This is a genomic window from Fontibacillus phaseoli (assembly GCF_003337355.1).
GTDB classification, from domain to species: domain Bacteria; phylum Bacillota; class Bacilli; order Paenibacillales; family Paenibacillaceae; genus Fontibacillus; species Fontibacillus phaseoli.
The window spans coordinates 59,811-78,458 of the sequence record NZ_QPJW01000009.1 but is presented as its reverse complement, the minus strand read 5'-3'; the positions used below and the strand labels follow the sequence as shown (position 1 = coordinate 78,458).

Genomic DNA, 18,648 nt, shown 5'->3' with positions numbered 1-18,648 from the left:
AAATTAGCAAGTCTAGGAAAGCTCGCCCGGAGCTGAAGGGTCCCAGGGTCCCAGTCCGTGCCCCTTCCATTCGGTTCCGTCCTCCCAGGATTCTTTTTTCCAAATGGGCACAATTTGTTTCAATCTTTCGATCGAGTAGCGGCTTGCTTCATAGCAGCCGGCCCGGTGCGGGGAGGATACGGCGATCACTACGCTGGCCTCGGCAATCTTCACAAGGCCGATCCGGTGGCTGATCGCGCAGCGGGTCCCTGGCCATTTTTCGTTGATTTCGTCGCCGATTTGTTGCAGTTTCGCCAGGGCCATCGGAACATAGGCTTCGTATTCCAGGTGAATCGTCCGCTGCTCTCCGGTCATTTCGCGAGTAGTCCCGGTGAACGTAAGGACTGCACCGTGGTTTGCGGTAATGACTTTAGTGGTAACTTGATCTATAGATAGCTCTTGATGCGTAATGACGTACATCCCGTCCTCCGAGGCATGGTGCTGAAGGTCTGGTTTGGGTTCGCCTCCGGAGACGGGCGGAATGAGCGCCACTTCATCTTTCTCCGAAATGGGAGAGTTCCCTGCGGCGTACTCCTGATTGACGGCAACGAAAGAAACGGAAATCAAGGAAGCGGCCGCCGGATAATCCTGTGATAACAGCTCTTTCAGCCGGTCTGCGTTCAGTTCGTTTTCGTTACAAGCAAATTCTAGGGATGACGTTCCGATTCGGTCGGCAAGCCCTGCAAATAGCGATATTGTAATTATCATTTTAATTCACCTCGGAATGGATATGAAACCATTTTAATATATCATATAAAGAAGACAATATATAAATTTGAGGTATATAATATTCTTTATAACTGAAAAGTTCGTGCAAACTCAGTGTAACGTAATTTCTAGATAACAAGGAGGGTGGGCCATGCTACCGGAGAGTGACCAGGAAACGTTAATGATCGTATACACCAATGATTTGCACAGCCATTTTGGCACGATGGGACGCATAGCGGCGATGGTCGACGAGCTTCGCGGCCGGCCCCATACATCCGTATTGCTGCTCGACATCGGCGATCACATGGACAGGGCGGCTCCCGAAACGGAAGGGACAATGGGACAAGCCAATGTCGATGTGCTTAATCTTACCGGTTATGACGCGATCACGATAGGCAACAACGAAGGTCTGACCTTTACGCCGAAACTGCTGGAACAAGCCTATGCGGGTTTGACCTGCCCCGTAATTTGCGGAAACATCCGCGAAAAGGAAACGGGACGTCCCCCTAAATGGATGAAGGAGCATTGGATTGTCCGTCGGGGCGGGATGACGATCGGCCTGATCGGCGCGACGGCGTCTTATCCCGAATTTTATGGTTTGCTTGGACTTGAGGTGCTTGACCCGAAGGTCACGATTGCAGATTCTGTGGAGAAGCTGCGCAGTCAGGTGGATCTGATCGTTGTCATGTCCCATTTGGGACTGCCGATGGATCGGACGCTGGCGGAAAGCATTCCGGGTATCGGCCTGATTATCGGCGGCCATACTCATCATCTGCTGGAAGAACCGTTGATGATTGGTAATACGGCGGTAGTCGCTGCAGGAAAGTTCGGGATGTATCTTGGCCGTATCGAATTCCGCAAAGCGGACGGAAAGCCCGTGCTCGCTGAAAGCCGATGTGCAGTGGTGGGGGATGGAGAAGAGAGCGAAAGCGTGCTGAAGGCCATAGGGATTCATCAAGCAAGCGCTAAGCGGCGTTTGGACCGTACCGTAGCTGTCACGGAGATGGATCTGCCCATTGATTATGGATCAGAATCTCCCTTTGGCAATCTGCTGGCCCAGGCGGTCAAAAGGTATACCGGCAGTGAACTGTCGATCATAAACAGCGGTCAGTTGCTAATGGGTCTTCCCGCTGGAGAAATTAGCGAGGGAATGCTGCATGAACGTTGTCCTTCTCCGATTAATCCCTGCCGGATGAAGCTGAGGGGAGAAGATATTCTTTATAGTCTGGAGCAATCTTTGCTTCCGGAAATGACGGATAAAAGTATCTATGGTTTTGGTTTTCGGGGTAAGCTGCTTGGAGGAATTTGCGTGGACGGCATGGATATTTTATATGACCCTTCCGGGGAACCGTTTCACAAAATTACGCAGGCTAGCGTACAAGGAGTCCCGATCTTACCCGATAAAGATTATATAGTAGGTACACTAGACATGTTTACGTTCGGAATCGGCTATGAACGGTTAAAAAACGGCACGGAAAGGCAGTATATGCTGCCGGATTTTTTGCGCGACCTGCTGAGGATGGAACTTCAAACGGCGGGAGCCGTGGTGAACTGTTTTCTTCCGCGATGGAAAGAGATCGAATTGTAAACGAAGGATGCATTCCCGATAATTCCATTGTATTCTATAATAATAAAGGTTAGTTCAACTACATCATATGCTAAGCAAACAATGAGAGACGGAAGTGGTTTTTTTGCGCCTGATACCAGTAAGTTCCTTACAGCCCGGGATGAAGCTTGGAAAAAAGATTTATAATGAGGACGGGATTATTCTGCTATCGGAAAATGCGGAGCTGAGCGATGCGGTTATTCGCCGGCTGCGTTTGCATGGATTGGATTTCGTCTATGTGGCCGATTCGCGGACAGAGGATGTTGTCATTCCTGATATGATTGAGGATGAGACGCGCCGCCGGGCGCTTCAGGAGATCCGTACCAGTTTCCGTAAAATGACGGGACCGGCCGTGAGGGGGATCGTATATCCTTATTTGGGTAAGACGTTTACCAACTTGGTGGAATCCATAATGGACGATCTTAGTTCACGGGAAGACGCCATGATTATGATGATGAACATCAATAGTATGGATCATTATTTGTACCGGCACTCGCTTAATGTGTGCATTTATACGATTCTGCTCGGTCAAATTCATGGATACGACAAGGAGGATCTGACCTTACTCGGACTTGGCGCGATGCTCCATGATATCGGAAAAACCAAGTTGCCGCTTGAACTCTTGAACAAACCTTCCAAATTAACCGAGGAAGAATTCAATCAGATTAAGCTGCATACCCAAATCGGGTTCAACATGCTCAAGGATGAGCCGGGTATTCCTTTAAAGTCAGCGCACTGCGCTTTTCAGCATCATGAACGTATCAACGGCGGCGGCTACCCTCGCGGACTTAAAGGGAATGAAATTTCCGAATTCGCGCGTTGGATTGCCATTACCGACGCCTATGACGCCATGACTACACATCGGGTGTACCGTCCGGCCATGTTGCCGCATCAAGCACTGGAAGTGCTTTATACCGGCTGCGGGGAATGGTATGAGAAATCCAAGCTGGAAGTGTTCAGGGATCATGTAGCGATCTATCCGTTAGGAATGACGGTTACGCTCAATACAGGCGAGAAGGGCGTCGTGGTCAAGATACATAAAGACATTCCCCATCGCCCGACGATACGCGTTCTGAGTGATCCGCTGGGAGCGGAGCTGAAATCGCCGTTCGATGTCGATTTAAGATTCCGGTTGTCCATGGTCATTACGAAAGTGGACGGGATGGAAAATAAAACGGAGGAGTCCGTCTCTTGACGGTAATATCTTCGTAAGAGGATTCTGCACCGATCCGGTGCATTTTCTTCTTTTTTAGGTTAATAAAAGAAATAAGGTGAGTAAATGATGAAATTAGAGAATGTTAATATGGATAGGTATTCCGCCATCAGTCCGGGCTACGATCCCTGGGACCCGATTGTTTCACTCCGCGAATTCGGACGGCATGTATTGACCAGCGTGGAGATGACGGTGACCAATTTGTGCAATATGCGCTGTGAGCACTGTGCGGTAGGCGACAGCCTTATGCTGAGGGAGCCGGAGCAAATTCCGTTAGAGGTCATGCTGAATTCGCTGGACCAGGTGGAGAATCTGCGCACGATCAGTATCACGGGCGGGGAGCCGACCTTTCGTCGGCAAACGGTGGACGAAGTTATTGTTCCATTACTGAAGTATGCGAAATCAAGAGGCGTACGTTCGCAAATCAATTCCAATTTAACGCTGGACTATGAACGATATGAGAAGCTGCTTCCTTTTCTGGATGTGATGCATATTTCATTCAACTATACCAATGAGCGTGAATTTCATGAGGTCGGATTCGCCCGCAGCGGACATTCTGTAAATGCGGATGTCGCTTATAGGATGTATCATAAAATGATTGAAAACTCGCGAAAGCTAAGTGAAGCCGGAATGTTTATCTCAGCCGAATCGATGATCAATTATCGTACTTATGATAAATTGCCGGAAATACACCGGCTGATTCAGGACATGGGTTGCCGGCGGCATGAAGTTCATCCGATGTATGCCGCCGACTTTGCCGAAGGGCTGCCGGTTCTTCCTTTAGAAAAGATGCGGAGCGCTATTCATTCGCTCCTGGATGCCCGGAACCGGGAACTTTGGATGTTGTTCGGCACGCTGCCCTTTTTCGCCTGCAACGGGAATAAGGAGGATACCGAGTTACTCCGCCGCTTGCGCAAGGAGCCGAATGTAACGGTGCGGAACGATCCCGACGGACGAAACCGGGTAAATGTCAATATGTTTACCGGGGATGTATATGTGACCGATTTTGCGGCGATCCCGGCTTTCGGAAATGTACGGGATGCGCGGTTGGACGATATATTCGCCGATTGGCTGAATAACCATCCCCTGAATCAAAAGGTAAACTGCCACTGCGATGCGGCGGGTTGCTGCGGGCCGAATTTGCTTGTCGCCGATATGTATTACAAAGACATCGACTTCAAATCCCGGAAAGCGATCACACTATAGAAAGAAGGCGCACTTTACATGCACTACGCCATCGCCAACGCTCATGCTGATTTTGAATTTGGCAAACTGGCCATAAATTTATTAATCGTATTTATTTTAGTATTCCTGAACGGTTTCTTCGTTGCCGCGGAATTCTCGCTGGTGAAGGTTCGGCAGTCCAGGCTGACCCAACTCGTCAGCGAAGGGAATAAACGCGCCATATACGCGCTGAGGGTGAACAAGCGGCTGGATGCCTATCTTTCGGCGACCCAGCTCGGGATTACGCTTGCTTCGCTTGGACTCGGTTGGGTCGGGGAACCGGCGGTGTCGGAACTTCTCATCGAACCGCTGATGCTCAAAATGGGCGTCACCGATCCCACGCTGATCTCAACGGTTTCCGTAGCGATCGGATTTGCGATCATCACGTTTTTGCATATTGTCATCGGGGAACTCGCCCCGAAATCTTTGGCGATTCAGAAATCCGAAGCGACTTCGCTTTGGCTTTCCGCTCCTCTCCTGTTCTTTTATAAGATCTTTTTGCCAGTGATCTGGCTGCTTAATTCGGCGGCGAACGGCATGCTTCGATTAATCGGCATCGAGCCCGCAGGCGAAGGGGAAGCGGCGCACTCGGAGGAAGAAATACGCATCCTGATGAATCAAAGCGCCAAGAGCGGGGTCATCGACAAAGATGAAATGAAGCTGATGGACAATATTTTCGATTTCTCCGACATGCTCGCCCGGGAAGTCATGCTTCCGAGGACGGACATGGACTGCCTGTATACCAATTTAACCTGGGAAGAAAATATGAAAATCATAGCGGAAACGAAACATTCCCGCTATCCGGTAGCGGTGGAGGATAAAGACCAGATTATCGGTTTCGTCCACATCACGGACCTGCTGCTTCCGGAGGCCGGACGTCCGCTGAATCTGGCCGACATGGTCCGCCCGATCCTGAATGTGCCGGAATCGATGGAAGTCAGCCATGTGCTTCGCCTGATGCAGAAGAAGCATTCCCAACTGACGCTCGTAGTCGATGAATACGGTGGTACGGCCGGACTGTTGACGGTCGAGGTGATTCTCGAGGAGATCGTCGGCGATCTTCATGACGAGTTTGAAGATGAGCGGCCCGAAGTCGAAAAACTGGGCGAAGGCGTTTATTCCGTAGACGGCCGGTTACTGCTTGAAGACGTGAATGACCTGATGGGCATCGATATCGAAGACGATGAGGTCGATTCCGTCGGCGGCTGGCTGTTCAAGGAACTGGAGGGCGCCCCGGCGAAAGGGAAGAAGAAGTCCTTCGGCAATGTGATCTTCGAAGTGGCCGAATCCGGCCGATTGCGGATTACCCGGGTAAAAATCAGCAAAGAGACTGTCGCTGATAATTCAGCGCAGGAATTTGAGCCAGGAGTGTAACCATTAAAAAGTATAAAAACGTCAGTCCTTGTACCCACAAGGCTGACGTTTTTTTCGGTTTATTCACAAGAAATCGGGTTCATATTCTGGGCGAACGTCATATGTTAATGATGAGGATGCAGGGGACCTAGTTGTCCCGTGCAGCAATGGAATCCCTTAGAAGGAGGAACCCAGATTGAGTTTTCCGAATGAGCAATCTTATGCTCCATTTATCGGCCCATGCGATCCATGCCCTCCCATAACCTGCAAAACATACAGCACACCTCCGCAGTTGTTTATTTGCTTTCAGCCGCCTAATTGGCCCCAGTTCACTCCGCAGGAAGCTTTGAGACATGGCACGTTGTGGCCCGCTTTGTACAGTCCCTATGAATCCAGATGGGGAAAAGGACGGTGATGAAATGAGTTCCACATCGAAACCGCATTGCGATCCGGAGTACTACGCGTTGTTGGAGAAGCTTCAGGCGCTGGATTTCGTGCTTGTCGAGCTGAACCTTTTTCTCGATACCCATCCGGATGATTTGGCTGCGATCCAGCAGTTTAACCAGTTAACCCAGGAGCGGACGCAATTGGCAAACCATTTTCAGCAACTCTACGGGCCGCTGCAAAATTTCGGACGTGCTTATTCCAAGTATCCGTGGGAATGGTCGCAGGCCCCATGGCCGTGGCAGGTATAACAACCTGCCGCCTGCACTTAAAGAGCTAAAGGAGGTAAGTACGAAGCAATGTGGATCTATGAGAAAAAGTTGCAATACCCGGTTCGGGTCGGCAAATGCGATATTCATATGGCGAAGTTGTTAATGGAGCAGTACGGCGGTGCGGACGGCGAATTGGCGGCTGCCCTTCGTTATATGAATCAGCGGTACACGATCCCGGATAAGGTGATCGGTGTTCTTAATGATATCGCTACCGAAGAATTGGCGCACCTCGAAATGATCGCTACGATGGTCTATAAATTGACTAAAGACGCCACCGTGGAGGAACTCAAAGCCGCCGGGCTGGACAGCCATTATGTGGCCCATGACCGGGCGCTCTTCTATGAGAATGCTTCGGGAGTTCCCTTCACCGCCGCTTACATCCAGGCCAAAGGCGATCCGATCGCCGATCTGTATGAAGACATCGCGGCGGAAGAAAAAGCGCGGGCTACATACCAGTGGCTGATTGACATGACGGACGACGTCGACCTGCAGGATAGCCTCAAGTTCCTGCGCGAGCGCGAGATCGTTCACTCCCTGCGCTTCCGCGAATCGGTGGAAATCTTGAAAGACGACCGCGAACATAAGAAGTTCTTTTAGAGTACTGGGCTAATATTTGCCGCCACTTTGAAATGAAGGTGATCCCTTATGTCAAAATCCAAGCGCGGGAAAGCGTTGTGGATCATTCCCTCCAGAGGCCGTGGCACATGCCCGGTCTGCAAAAGCACTCGGATTAAACTGCTTTATACGAAGATGAGCAGCTCGGGTCAGGCTCTGAAAGTCTGCAAACGCTGCTTCAACGCACCCCAGGAACGAATCGATACCGGAGCAGACCAGACCGTGCAGCGATAGAGCAGCTTGTGATCCAAGTCAAGATAAAGAAACCGTCAGGGCATCTTCCCCTGACGGTTTTTCTATGGAAACTAATTTACGTTCGTTTTTCTATGACCAATAATATATTGAACCGCTTCCTGCAAATTTGACGCATTGAAATGAGCCCCGGTTCCTGGGGGAAAGTCCTCTCGCGATCCTCGGCCATCGGTCAGGAAAACCGTGTGCAGTCGCGACTTAATCCCGGCCTGAATATCCGAACAATGGTCACCGATTAAGTAAGAATGCGATCTTCTCAGGGAGAGTTCCGAGATGGCACGTTCGATCAAGCCGTCTTCGGGTTTGCGGCACTGGCACGCCTCGTCCGGAGTATGGGGACAAACATAGATGGCACCGATGTGCCCCCCTTTTAATTGAATCTCCCGCTTTAGCTTGTTATGGATTTGTTCCAATTCCGTTTCACTGAAAAGTTGGCTTCCGATCCCCGCCTGATTCGTAATGATCACGGTAGCAAATCCTGCACGGTTCAATTGTGCGATGCACTCGCCGGCCTGCTGCGTCAGGATCAGTTCATCCACCGATTTTACGTAATCGGAACGGTTTAAGTTAAGCACACCGTCACGGTCAAGAAATACGGTAGGTTGTTCATATTGTTCTCTAAGTTGGCTTGTCCAGCAGTGACATAATAACAAGAACACATCCTCGGCCATAGACGGCGCATCCATCGGCACGGTTAATGCAACGTCGCAAAGCTGAATTAGCTCATTAGAAGATTCACCCGTTACGGCTACGGTGCTCATGCCGATTCCGCTGCAATATTCCACGGCACGAACCACATTCTGATGCGGAGCCGAGGCACTGAACACCATAAGCAAATCATGTTGGGTAACCCGTTTGTTCAAGAAATCGGTAAACATATTTTCCAGCAAGTTGTCATTGGCATATGCGGTTAGGGCTGACATCGATTCGGTTGCGGATACGACATTGAGCGCGAATCCATAGCGGTTTAGCAGCAAGGTACCGAAAGATTTGGAAATATCGTTGGCAAAATGATCGCAGGTACTGCCGCTGCCGCCTGAACCGACCAAATAAAGGGTACCGCGGCGATCGGCGAGGTTGGATAATTGACGATAAATTTCACTGTAGTTGTCCCAGGTGCAGTCACTGATAAACTGGTTTATTGCTTTTACATAATCTGCAGTTATCATGCGAAGAACGACCTCCCTGTATTGAATTAAAAACTATGCCGACAGAGCCAGCTTATTCTTAACTTAATATAATCGGACGGAGATTACTAGATTATATTTCCATAAATTGATTGATCTATCATATTTAAGAAGTATTTCAACCATAAACCTCAATATCGCCCACCTTAAAAATGGATGCAACTATTTTATAATGACAGGGACAAGTAAGTAAGTTTTGTATATTTTTCACTCCACAACCAGTCTCTATGTTTTGAGGATTCATTAGAATTCGGGGGCGAGGGATGTTTAATGATTGTGATTAGAGCACCATTAAGAATCAGTTTTTTTGGCGGGGGAACCGATATTTACGGGTTTTGGAAGCAAGACGTCGGAAAAGTGATCAGCACATCCATCCGAAAATACATCTATGTATTCATCTTTGCCAGAGACGACAATCATATTTATCTGGATTACCTCGATAAAGAGTTTGTTTCGGGTATCGATGAGATCCGCCATGAAATTATTAGAGAGTGTTTACGCCTTACGGGATTGCTTGGCGGAGTAAATATTGTCGTCAGGTCCGACGTCACCTCGAATGGCAGCGGATTAGGCTCCTCCAGTACATTGACCGTGGCTTTGCTGCATGCGTTATTCATGCACCTTGGGCAACAACCTTCCCCGGAAATGCTGGCCATTCTGGCTTGTCACATCGAAATAGATCTCCTTCACAAGCCAATCGGCAAGCAAGATCAATACATTGCGGCGTATGGCGGTTTTAGAGTTCATGAATTTTTACCTTCCGGCAAAGTAACCAGTGCCATTCCCGACATTTCATGCGAAGAGATTGTCCGGCTGGAAAAGCACCTCATTTTATTTTCAACACAAATTCCCCGTAAGGCAGAAAGTATTTTGAGCAGGCAAAGCGACAATATTGAATCGACCCGCCCCATTTTGTCCATTATGCGGGATCATGTTGATGAAGCAATAGCATGTTTGCAGCGAGGCGACATGGATCACTTTGGGCTGCTGATACAAGAAGGTTGGGAGTTGAAGAAAAAGTTGTCCAGCGGGATCAGTAATGCCCGGATCGACTCTTACATTGAGCGGAGTATAGCTGCGGGGGCCTACGGAGTGAAAATCGCCGGAGCCGGCGGAGGGGGGCATATGCTCGTCGTGTGCAAACCTGAGCTTCAGGGAAAGGTCATTACCGAACTGGCGGAACTGGCGAAAGTAAAAGTCGGGTTCGACTCTATGGGAAGTACGGCGATTACGCTCGAAGATTACAATAAGCAAAACGGTCATCATTCGATAGATTCCATTTTGTGTTCTGCGGAGGAGGCTGAATGCATTGTATCCACACAACAAAATCGTTGAACTTAGAGATATTCTGGACGTTGTTTCCGGGCAAGAATTAGATACTTTAACCGCAATTATGGAAGACGTGATTGATCATGAGGGCCTCATTTATTTTTGCGGTAACGGCGGCAGCGGGGCGACAGCCAATTTATTGGCCGGAGATTTTTTGGCAGCTGGAATTCGGGCACTCAGTCTGAATGCGAATATGGGTGTACTGAATCACTATAGTGCCCATTTCGGGTACCGGTATGTTTTTAGCAAACAATTGGAATGTCTGGGCAGAGAAAGGGATCTGCTGTTTGCCATTTCCGGCAGCGGTAATTCCGCCAATGTTCTGGAGGCCGTCACAACGGCAGCAGACAGAGGAATGCATACGTTTGGCCTTACGGGAATGGGAGGCGGCCAATTGAGCCGATTAAGCCGGAAGGCTCTGGTAGTCCATTCCGACGACATGGAACAGATTGAGAATGCGCATGTCATTATCGGGCATGCGGTTTTAGCCAAGCTCAGCAGCTTTTCCGCTGCGAGGTGCTTACATTGAATGTACTGGTTACGGGCGGAGCGGGATTCATCGGCCAGCATACCGTTCATAGATTGGTTTCGGAGGGATATCGGGTTACGGTGCTGGATAATTTCATGTCCCGTGTTCATATGGATGCGCCTGAACCCGATTTTCCCCGGGACGTTCAGGTCGTTCGCGCCGATCTGTTGGATCGCAGCCGGCTGGAACAATTGCTTAGGCAGGCCAACTCCATAATTCACTTGGCGGCGTATCAGGATTATTTAACGGATTTCAGCTCTTTTTTTGCCACGAACAGTGTAGGGACATCCTTGATTTATGAACTGATTCTGGAGAACAAGCTTCATATCGACAAGATCGTCGTTGCTTCTACACAGGCGGTTTACGGGGACGGGAAGTACCTTTGTCCGGAGCATGGACATTTTTACGGTTCTCGGCCCTTAAAACAGTTGGAACTTGGCGACTGGGAGATGAAGTGTCCCGTTTGTAATGGCCCAAGTACTTGGACCGCATTAGATGAGAGCGACGCAAATCCTGTAACTCCCTACGGAATTTCCAAGTTTGCCGCAGAACGGTTCGCGATCTCTATGGGAGAAAAATATGGCATTCCTACGACTTGTTTGCGTTATTCGCTCGTTCAGGGTCCGGGACAATCGATTTACAACGCCTATTCGGGCATCGGGAGGATATTCAATCAGCAATTGATGAACGACAAGCCGCTTACTATTTTTGAAGACGGGGAACAGAACAGGGATTTTGTCCATGTAAAAGATGTGGCAGAGGCTAATCTCCTGGCATTAGAATCTCACCTTACGACCGGACAAATCTATAATGTTGGCGGCGAAATCCCGACCACGGTAAATGAATATGCGAGGAAGCTGATTTCCTTATATGGAGGCGGTTATGAAATGGAGGCTCCGCAGCTGTTCCGGATCGGGGATGCCAGGCACACCTTTTCATCTTCGGCAAAGCTGACTGCCATGGGCTGGCAGCGCAAATATACGCTGGATGAGATTATCCGCGATGCGAAAGCGTGGTTTAATTTACGAAACGAACAAAAAGACAGAAGCGGTGAAGCTATCGTGGTGATGTCCGGTCAAGGGGTATTGCGAAAATCACGGCAAGGCCATTAACGTGTACAGAGGTAAAAGGATGATCAAGAAAGCAGTGATTACGGCTGGAGGGTTGGGGACACGCTTCTTGCCGTTCACCAAAGCAATCCCTAAAGAGATGCTGCCGGTGATGAATAAACCAGCTATCCACGTTATCGTGGATATGCTCGGCCAATGCGGCGTGGAAGAAGTACTTATCATTATAAACAGGCACAAAAAAGTGATTATCGATTATTTCAATCGGCATGAGCCATGGGAGCGGCAATTGCAAGAAAAAAACGCCCTGCTCCTGGAGCAATACCAACGTGATTTTTACGGGCTGCCGATCATTAATTTTGAAATGCAACACCAGCCTTCCGGACTAGCCGATGCCTTGCTTCATGGGGAGCGGTTTACGGGGGATGAACCGTTTCTGGTCATTTTGGGGGATGTGATCATCGAGGAAGGAGTAAGCCATCTTGTGCGGTTAATCAAGGCCTATAGCGAAACCTTGAGCCCGGTTATCGGCCTGGCTACCGTCGAGCGTGAGCGAATTAGCTGCGTGGGGATCGCCGAGCCGGAGGACCAAGCCGGTTGTTCGTCAGATGTTTTTATGATCAGGAGAGTCGTCGAAAAACCGGACCCGCGCGAAGTAACTTCGAATTTATCGATTTTAGGCAGTTACATTTTTCCGGGTCTTATCTACGATTTGCTCAGGTCCTCGATGATAGGTAGATCCCATATGAAGGAAGTAGATTTGTCGGACGCCTTGAATACGCTGGTGGAGAGAGACCGGTTATTTGGCGTGATGCACCATGGGGCCATTTACGATATAGGTACCCCTCAAACCTGGTTTAGGCTGAATGAAGCCTTGTTCACCGGAAAAATAAAACTGGCTTAACATCCGTAAAGGGGGGCAGTTTTCTATGATAAGCGTAATCATGCCTACCTTCAATAAATCGCCGTATTTGAGGCTAACCCTGGCCTCGTTCATGAACCAAAGCTACAAAAATTATGAGCTCATCGTAGTTGACGACGGAAGCGGGGATGATACGAGCCAAGTAGTTCAGGATTACGCGTCGAAATTGAATCTGACTTTTATACGCCAACAAAACCAGGGGCGTTCACAGGCTCGAAATTGCGGGATTCGCGCTTCAAGCGGGCAGCATATCGTGCTTGTTGACGATGATTGCCTTGTTCCGCCGGACTATTTGAAACGATACTCCGAGCTGCTGACGAGGTATGGCGACCGCTATTTTATCATCGGCAAAATCAGCAGGGTTCTTACGCATTGGAGGGAGGGGCTGCCATTGTCTCTCCAAGACATGCAGAAGGCTGGCGAGGTCCTGGGGAGGATCATACCGGATGAAAGAAACGGCATCGCTTTACGTTCGATCGTTAAGGAAGACGAGGTCGTGCATCAATTCGATAAGACCATTTCAACAATCGATCTCGGCGAAGAACCGCATCCCGATAACCCCAAAAACATCGATGCTACCAAACTCTATCATTTCCGGTTCGGCTGGTCCTACGGAACCACGGCCAATATGGGCGTTGCCAAGGCTGCGGCGCTGGAGGCCGGACTGTTCGATACACGCTTCAGCGGCTGGGGGATGGAGGATACCGCTTTCTGCTTCGGCTTGTGGCAAAACGGGCTGGATATGAAATACGTGCACGAGGCCATCAACTATCATCAGGTTCATTCCAGGCCGCCTTCGCGGCACGACGAGTTCAAGGCCAATTTCAAATATTTCAGCGATAAATATCAGCAATACCTGGAACCTTACATTTATGATATGGCCGCGAAACATTATCTTGACGTGTTCGAAGCCGAGCGCTTCATCAGAAAATTGCTTTTGAAAAAGAAAATGTTATCGGAGCGCCGGATCATATCCAAGAAACTGAAATCCAGAGTGTTGTTTCACTTGTATATGTACAAAATCATGCGGCTTAGATTTAACCGGCGTTAACTTTGTTAATGAACGGTCAGTTCCGCCTTTAAAATGGCTATGCTTTGCTGTTCCAATTGTTTAAGCCGGGCCAGCTTTTCTTCCAACAAGCCGTTGTTTGTAGTGCGGGTCAATTTGTATTTTAGCAGCAGGTTTTTCAGATTTTCCGAGAGTCGGGAAGCTTCCTGCAAGGTTTGTTGTACCTCGGGATTTTGGTTCCGATACTGCAAATAAACGGAGAATATGAATCTGGATCCTGCGATAACGGTGAATGCATCGATAAAACGCTCGGAGATCGAGACGAAGTCCATATTTTCCGGAGGAGCAGTTAGCATAGAGGTGACCTGATCGTAGAATGTGCAGGGATCCTCGAAATGAAGCAGCCAGTTGTGATAGCGCCGAGTCGTTTCCGCTAACAGTTGCTGAGGGTCATAAGGAAAAAATTTGAAGAACCCAAGTGCTTTTTTGCTGATAATGAACGCTTTCCGGAAGGTTTCCACATCTAATTTGTAGGGTTTATAGTCTCCAAGACAACTCTCGTTGTCATCCAGAAAGGTGAAATACGGCTTCGCTTCTTTCAAGTTGTGTCCGCTAAAGTAGATGTAGTGATACTCGTCCTGGACGGAATTCCGGTGCGCCAAAAACATCATTTTCGAGTTGAAGGAGACAAGCTCCCCCCGGTCAATGCAGGCAATCATTTCACTTACGGCATTATCGAACGAACGGAACCGCTTGTACTCGACGGAAACGCCGAGCAGTTTTAAATCATCATAAGACATACATTCGGTATGGTAACACCAGCGGGGTTTGGCTTCACCGACGCATTGCTTGAAGATGTTCTCCGTAGATTCAAAACTGTTGTAAAACAGAAGTTCGACCGGCAGATTCGCGAATTTCAAATAACTTACGATTTTTGATGCGCGGCAGTTAAAAAGTTTGGTCTCATACCGTGGCAGCAAATCGATCTTGGTTACCAAGCTTTTCATTGGGCAAACCTCCATTTGGATTAAAATTAGGACCTTAGGCTGGCTAAAATTGTTCTAATCCGGCCGTCAGTTCCTGAAGTTTCTGCCGGTTGCGCACTAATTTCTGGGTAGCCGTTCTCGGTAAGGAGGGGAGGAAAAAAATTTTGTTCGGTATTTTATAATTTGCCATTTGTTCCGTGCACCATTGCAGTACTTCGTTTCTGCTTAATGAAGAGTCGCCGCTGATATAAGCCTCAATTTCCTGTTGACCGGATTGGGTGATGACAACTTCATGAATAGCGGGGTGCAACTTTAGAATATCTTCGACCTCCGTCAGATTCACTTTTAATCCCCCGACAATCAATAACGAATCGGCTCGCCCGCAGATATGCAGTGTATGGTCATATTCGTCCATATAAGCAATATCAAACGTACGCAGCCATCCATCCTGATATCGCTCCGGCAAACGGTCAAAAATGTATGGCGATTGTTCCTGGAAAATATAGAGCTCGTCCCGTTCGATTTTATGCCGCAAGCCACCGAGAATACGGCCGAGACTGCCCGGGAAATCCCCTGGAAAATCGGCAGATATGATACCCGTTTCCGTCATACCGTAGATCTGTCCCAGCGAGATGCCGAACCGGGTTGAAATGAGTTGCAAAGTTGGCTCCGGTAATAGTTCTCCTGCTGTAATCGCGATGCGGACATGGTCCCATGGGCGGAAATCACTGGCGGAAGCCAGCAAATTATAGTGAAAAGGAACTCCGACAATGCCGGTTACCCGGTGTCCATGGATGTTGTAAAGGATGTCTTTAGCTTGCTGGCTGGAAGCGAACAGAATCGATGCGCCTTGCCGTAATAAAGGCAGTAGAGCGGTCAGCAGACCATACGTATGGCTGATGGAGCTCAAAATCAGCACTTTGTCTCCGGCAACGAAGCTGCCTTCGGCTTTAAGAACGCGATCGATTTCTTTGATGAGTGAGTCCGGCGTTCGGCCGACAACCTTCGATTTGCCCGTGGATCCCGAAGTAAATTGGATGAGGCAATAAGAGATATCGGACTTGCATCCGTCATAACGTCTGGTGACACATATATCTATATCGGGTGCAAACGGGGCAAGGCTGTTTACCGGGGATGTAGGACCAATATAGTAATGCGGGTGGCAGATTTGCATCAACTCCTCGCTCTCGGCAGGCTTCAGGCGAAAGTCGAGCAATACAACTTGGCAATTGTGTTTCCACAGGGCGAGCAGCAAGTAAATAAAAGTAAAAGAATTGGGCAGTTGCAGTGCAACGGAGCTGTCGGGTTCGATTCCTTGCATGTGCAAATAAGACTGCCAATATTCGACGAGGTCTTCCAAATCGCCATAAGTAACATTGTGGTGGCCGCTCAGGCAGATGTCGCCCCGGTTTTTACCATTCATGAGATGGACATACAGATTCTCTATGGATTCGTGAGAACTATTCATTTCCTTAATCCTCCTTATTTTAAAATATTTAGAAATATAAACCTACGTCTCTTTTACCATAAAGAAATTCAAAAAGATAGACTGCTTTTCAAAAATATGAATTGACGGTGACTTAAAGCGAGGTGGTCGATGTGGAGCAAAGCGGCATGATCAGGATTCAAAAAGAGGACATCCGGCAGATGCTTCAGGACAGAAGAATATTCCGCAACCTTCCGGAGGGTTTGGAGGATGATACACAAATTGTGTTCGACTCCCTTTCGATGCTCTGGCTGATGCACTGCCTGGAGACGGAATGGGGAATCAATCTTTACGCAGAGGATTATGACTGGCTCGGCGTATGCAGCATTAACGATATTCATCGGGTCATCCTCGGCCAATCAGGTTAACGAGAGCGTTACCGCAAGCGTCGGCAGGATTTCCGGAGGGAGGGGATTCATTGCTAAGAGTCGTGATTACGGGTTACAGCTTGTTTACCGCTTTTGGATTTGGCCGGGAAGTGGCTGCGGAGCATCTTTTTGGGGGAACGCATGGGTTTAAGCCCATCGAAAGGTTTGATCCTGCGCCTTTTCGATGTTCCTTTGGAGCGGAAGCCGATTTTAGCGGAAGCTTGCTGGAGTTGGGAATGATCTGCGCGAAGGAAGCGCTAAGTCACGCCTCGCTGAGCCTGCCCGCAGATGCCGGAATTGTAATCGGATGCGCCGGTGACTTTGAGGTTGTCCATCGGTTTTGGAGCGGAGTCCAGCGCCTTGATCCAAGCGGGGCACACTTGGAAACTGCGAGGTTGTCCGAAAGCTTGCCGGGTTACCACACGCGTGCAATCGCCGATATGTGCGGCATTCCCGGGACAAGGACGCTGACGTTTAATAACGCTTGTATCTCCTCAAGCAATGCGATCGGCCACGCTTATGACCTGATTCAATCGGGCAGGGAACATTCGGTTTTGTGCGGAGGTTACAGTCTGATTAACAAGGAGTTGTTCGCCAAGTTCGATGCCGGAATGGCATTTTCCCGGGACGGGGTTATCCGGCCGTTCTCGCTGAACAGATCCGGACTGCTTTTGGGAGACGGAGGATGCATGATGGTGCTGGAAGAACTGGGACACGCCTTGCATCGGAAGGCGACAATTTTGGCCGAGCTTACGGGATGGGGGTTATCCAGCGATGCCTATCATGTCAGCAAGCCGCATCCCGAGGGCAACGGCATTGCCGCTGCGGTAACAACGGCTTTGAAACGTTCCGAAATTTCGCCGCAACAAATCAGCTATATTAACGCCCATGCCACGGGAAGCAAATTTACCGATTGCGCCGAGACGAACGGGATCAAGCAGGTGTTTGGGGACAAGGCGTACGATATTCCCATCAGCTCGACCAAATCGATGACCGGGCATCTCTTGCAGGCAACCGGAGCCGTTGAAACCGCAATCTGCCTGATGGCGCTGCAAGAGGATTTGGTTCCGCCTACGATCGGGCATGAAGCCTTTGATCCGGAGTGCGATCTCGATTATGTGCTCCACGAAACCAGAACTAAAAAGCTGGAGTATGTACTCAACGTGAATTCCTCTTTTGGCGGAAACAATACGGCCCTCATTTTGCGGAAATGGAGGTGAAGGGCGAGGATGATGCCGATGTCCTTGTCGGTCAAAGCGCAGAGTTGCATTAATGCTTATGGTATTTCCGCCTTGGAGCTTGCGGATAAAGGAACCGCCGGATTATCTCCGAAGGAGATCGAATTGCCGGTCGTTCCCGGCTTTATTAAATCCAATTTCAGCCCGCTCATCTTTGAGAGCATCGCCCGGTTAAATCAAAGTTGCCGGATCCGGAGCGGACCGCGCACGGCAATGATTATGGGCAGCGTTTATGGGGATACCTCGACCATCGATTTAACGAGCCGCGACCTGGTGGAGGGGAGGAACAAGATGAACCCGCTGCTCTTTTATCAATCCGTTCCGAATTGCATCATGGGTTTCATTTGCATGGAATATGAAATTACCGGACCCGTCTCCTGCATTAGCGGGTTGGACGATCTGCTGGTCCCGCTGTTGGATTTGGCGGGAACTATGCTCCACGGCGATCGGTGCGACCAGGTCATCGTCAGCGGGATCTGCTTGTCGCAATCACCATGGAGCGATGAAATGAATGGCCGTCCCATTCGGGACTGCGTTGTTTCCTTGCTGTTGGAGCGCGAGCATGGAACGCACAATTTTCATCCAATGAAATCGTTGGAGAAAACAATTGTCGTAAACAGGAATTCTCAGGGATGGAGCATTCAATCTCGTAACGAAGGCGGGGAGGAGGCATGTCATCATCATTTTCCCGAGTTTCCTGGGTTAGGCCGACTGCTTGAGCTTAGCGCACAGGTTCATCAAATAGCGAAGGCTACCTAGGCCAGCATCATTTCAGCGATATAACATGCGGTGAAAGAAGGT

At 49.2% G+C, this 18,648-nt stretch carries 20 protein-coding genes; 16 read left to right on the top strand and 4 right to left on the bottom strand.

The window, feature by feature from the left end; all coding sequences use genetic code 11:
• Positions 1 to 12 precede the first annotated feature (12 nt).
• On the bottom strand, positions 13 to 747 hold the full coding sequence (locus DFP94_RS18715) for a molybdenum cofactor biosynthesis protein (protein ID WP_114497999.1): 735 nt from the start codon (positions 745 to 747) through the stop codon (positions 13 to 15).
• 151 nt (positions 748 to 898) lie between these two features.
• On the opposite strand from DFP94_RS18715, the gene DFP94_RS18710 reads away from it, so the two are divergent.
• The 8 genes from DFP94_RS18710 to DFP94_RS18675 all read left to right on the top strand — a co-directional run bounded on the left by DFP94_RS18710 (position 899) and on the right by DFP94_RS18675 (position 7,708).
• Complete coding sequence (locus tag DFP94_RS18710) at positions 899 to 2,335, top strand: bifunctional metallophosphatase/5'-nucleotidase (RefSeq protein WP_114497998.1); 1,437 nt, start codon at positions 899 to 901, stop codon at positions 2,333 to 2,335.
• A gap of 103 nt (positions 2,336 to 2,438) precedes the next feature.
• Positions 2,439 to 3,548, top strand: a complete 1,110-nt coding sequence (locus DFP94_RS18705) for an HD-GYP domain-containing protein (protein ID WP_114498079.1) — start codon at positions 2,439 to 2,441, stop codon at positions 3,546 to 3,548.
• Positions 3,549 to 3,656: 108 nt separating this feature from the next.
• Positions 3,657 to 4,772 (top strand): radical SAM/CxCxxxxC motif protein YfkAB, encoded by a 1,116-nt coding sequence (gene yfkAB / locus DFP94_RS18700; protein ID WP_425459266.1) that lies wholly within the window; start codon positions 3,657 to 3,659, stop codon positions 4,770 to 4,772.
• Positions 4,773 to 4,790: 18 nt separating this feature from the next.
• The gene (locus DFP94_RS18695; RefSeq protein ID WP_114497996.1) at positions 4,791 to 6,164 is read left to right on the top strand and encodes a hemolysin family protein; all 1,374 of its coding nucleotides are present in this window, start codon (positions 4,791 to 4,793) and stop codon (positions 6,162 to 6,164) included.
• Positions 6,165 to 6,339: 175 nt separating this feature from the next.
• Positions 6,340 to 6,558: a spore coat associated protein CotJA gene (locus tag DFP94_RS18690; RefSeq protein WP_114497995.1), complete on the top strand. Its 219-nt coding sequence runs from the start codon at positions 6,340 to 6,342 to the stop codon at positions 6,556 to 6,558.
• A 4-nt stretch (positions 6,559 to 6,562) separates the two neighbouring features.
• On the top strand, positions 6,563 to 6,838 hold the full coding sequence (locus tag DFP94_RS18685; RefSeq protein ID WP_114497994.1) for a spore coat protein CotJB: 276 nt from the start codon (positions 6,563 to 6,565) through the stop codon (positions 6,836 to 6,838).
• Positions 6,839 to 6,886: 48 nt separating this feature from the next.
• Positions 6,887 to 7,456 (top strand): manganese catalase family protein, encoded by a 570-nt coding sequence (locus tag DFP94_RS18680; RefSeq protein WP_114497993.1) that lies wholly within the window; start codon positions 6,887 to 6,889, stop codon positions 7,454 to 7,456.
• A gap of 48 nt (positions 7,457 to 7,504) precedes the next feature.
• Entirely contained in the window at positions 7,505 to 7,708 is a 204-nt protein-coding gene (locus tag DFP94_RS18675) for a hypothetical protein (protein WP_114497992.1), read from the top strand.
• Positions 7,709 to 7,779: 71 nt separating this feature from the next.
• Here the strand turns inward: DFP94_RS18675 and DFP94_RS18670 are convergent, their stop codons facing one another.
• Positions 7,780 to 8,895, bottom strand: coding sequence for an HAD-IIIA family hydrolase (locus tag DFP94_RS18670; protein ID WP_114497991.1), 1,116 nt, complete (start codon positions 8,893 to 8,895; stop codon positions 7,780 to 7,782).
• A 288-nt stretch (positions 8,896 to 9,183) separates the two neighbouring features.
• On the opposite strand from DFP94_RS18670, the gene DFP94_RS18665 reads away from it, so the two are divergent.
• Genes DFP94_RS18665 through DFP94_RS18645 form a run of 5 tightly spaced genes read left to right on the top strand, consistent with a single transcriptional unit; the run spans position 9,184 to position 13,811 of the window.
• Positions 9,184 to 10,248, top strand: coding sequence for a GHMP family kinase ATP-binding protein (locus DFP94_RS18665; protein ID WP_114497990.1), 1,065 nt, complete (start codon positions 9,184 to 9,186; stop codon positions 10,246 to 10,248).
• Positions 10,223 to 10,771, top strand: coding sequence for an SIS domain-containing protein (locus tag DFP94_RS18660; protein ID WP_181873216.1), 549 nt, complete (start codon positions 10,223 to 10,225; stop codon positions 10,769 to 10,771). The genes DFP94_RS18665 and DFP94_RS18660 overlap by 26 nt, the downstream gene beginning before the upstream one ends.
• The gene (locus DFP94_RS18655) at positions 10,768 to 11,883 is read left to right on the top strand and encodes an NAD-dependent epimerase/dehydratase family protein (protein ID WP_181873215.1); all 1,116 of its coding nucleotides are present in this window, start codon (positions 10,768 to 10,770) and stop codon (positions 11,881 to 11,883) included. The genes DFP94_RS18660 and DFP94_RS18655 overlap by 4 nt, the downstream gene beginning before the upstream one ends.
• Before the next feature lie 19 nt (positions 11,884 to 11,902).
• On the top strand, positions 11,903 to 12,742 hold the full coding sequence (locus tag DFP94_RS18650) for a sugar phosphate nucleotidyltransferase (protein ID WP_114497987.1): 840 nt from the start codon (positions 11,903 to 11,905) through the stop codon (positions 12,740 to 12,742).
• 25 nt (positions 12,743 to 12,767) lie between these two features.
• Positions 12,768 to 13,811, top strand: coding sequence for a glycosyltransferase family 2 protein (locus DFP94_RS18645; protein ID WP_114497986.1), 1,044 nt, complete (start codon positions 12,768 to 12,770; stop codon positions 13,809 to 13,811).
• A gap of 5 nt (positions 13,812 to 13,816) precedes the next feature.
• Here DFP94_RS18645 and DFP94_RS18640 read toward each other — a convergent pair whose 3' ends face one another.
• Positions 13,817 to 14,776, bottom strand: coding sequence for a hypothetical protein (locus DFP94_RS18640; RefSeq protein ID WP_114497985.1), 960 nt, complete (start codon positions 14,774 to 14,776; stop codon positions 13,817 to 13,819).
• A gap of 43 nt (positions 14,777 to 14,819) precedes the next feature.
• Complete coding sequence (locus DFP94_RS18635; protein WP_114497984.1) at positions 14,820 to 16,223, bottom strand: class I adenylate-forming enzyme family protein; 1,404 nt, start codon at positions 16,221 to 16,223, stop codon at positions 14,820 to 14,822.
• A 146-nt stretch (positions 16,224 to 16,369) separates the two neighbouring features.
• Here DFP94_RS18635 and DFP94_RS18630 point away from each other — a divergent pair, with 146 nt between their 5' ends.
• From DFP94_RS18630 to DFP94_RS18620, 3 genes are read left to right on the top strand one after another with little or no spacing between them, the layout of a single operon-like run.
• Positions 16,370 to 16,609 (top strand): hypothetical protein, encoded by a 240-nt coding sequence (locus DFP94_RS18630; RefSeq protein WP_147273867.1) that lies wholly within the window; start codon positions 16,370 to 16,372, stop codon positions 16,607 to 16,609.
• A gap of 50 nt (positions 16,610 to 16,659) precedes the next feature.
• The gene (locus tag DFP94_RS18625; protein ID WP_114497982.1) at positions 16,660 to 17,829 is read left to right on the top strand and encodes a beta-ketoacyl-[acyl-carrier-protein] synthase family protein; all 1,170 of its coding nucleotides are present in this window, start codon (positions 16,660 to 16,662) and stop codon (positions 17,827 to 17,829) included.
• A gap of 9 nt (positions 17,830 to 17,838) precedes the next feature.
• Positions 17,839 to 18,606: a hypothetical protein gene (locus DFP94_RS18620; protein WP_114497981.1), complete on the top strand. Its 768-nt coding sequence runs from the start codon at positions 17,839 to 17,841 to the stop codon at positions 18,604 to 18,606.
• The last annotated feature ends 42 nt before the right edge of the window (positions 18,607 to 18,648 follow it).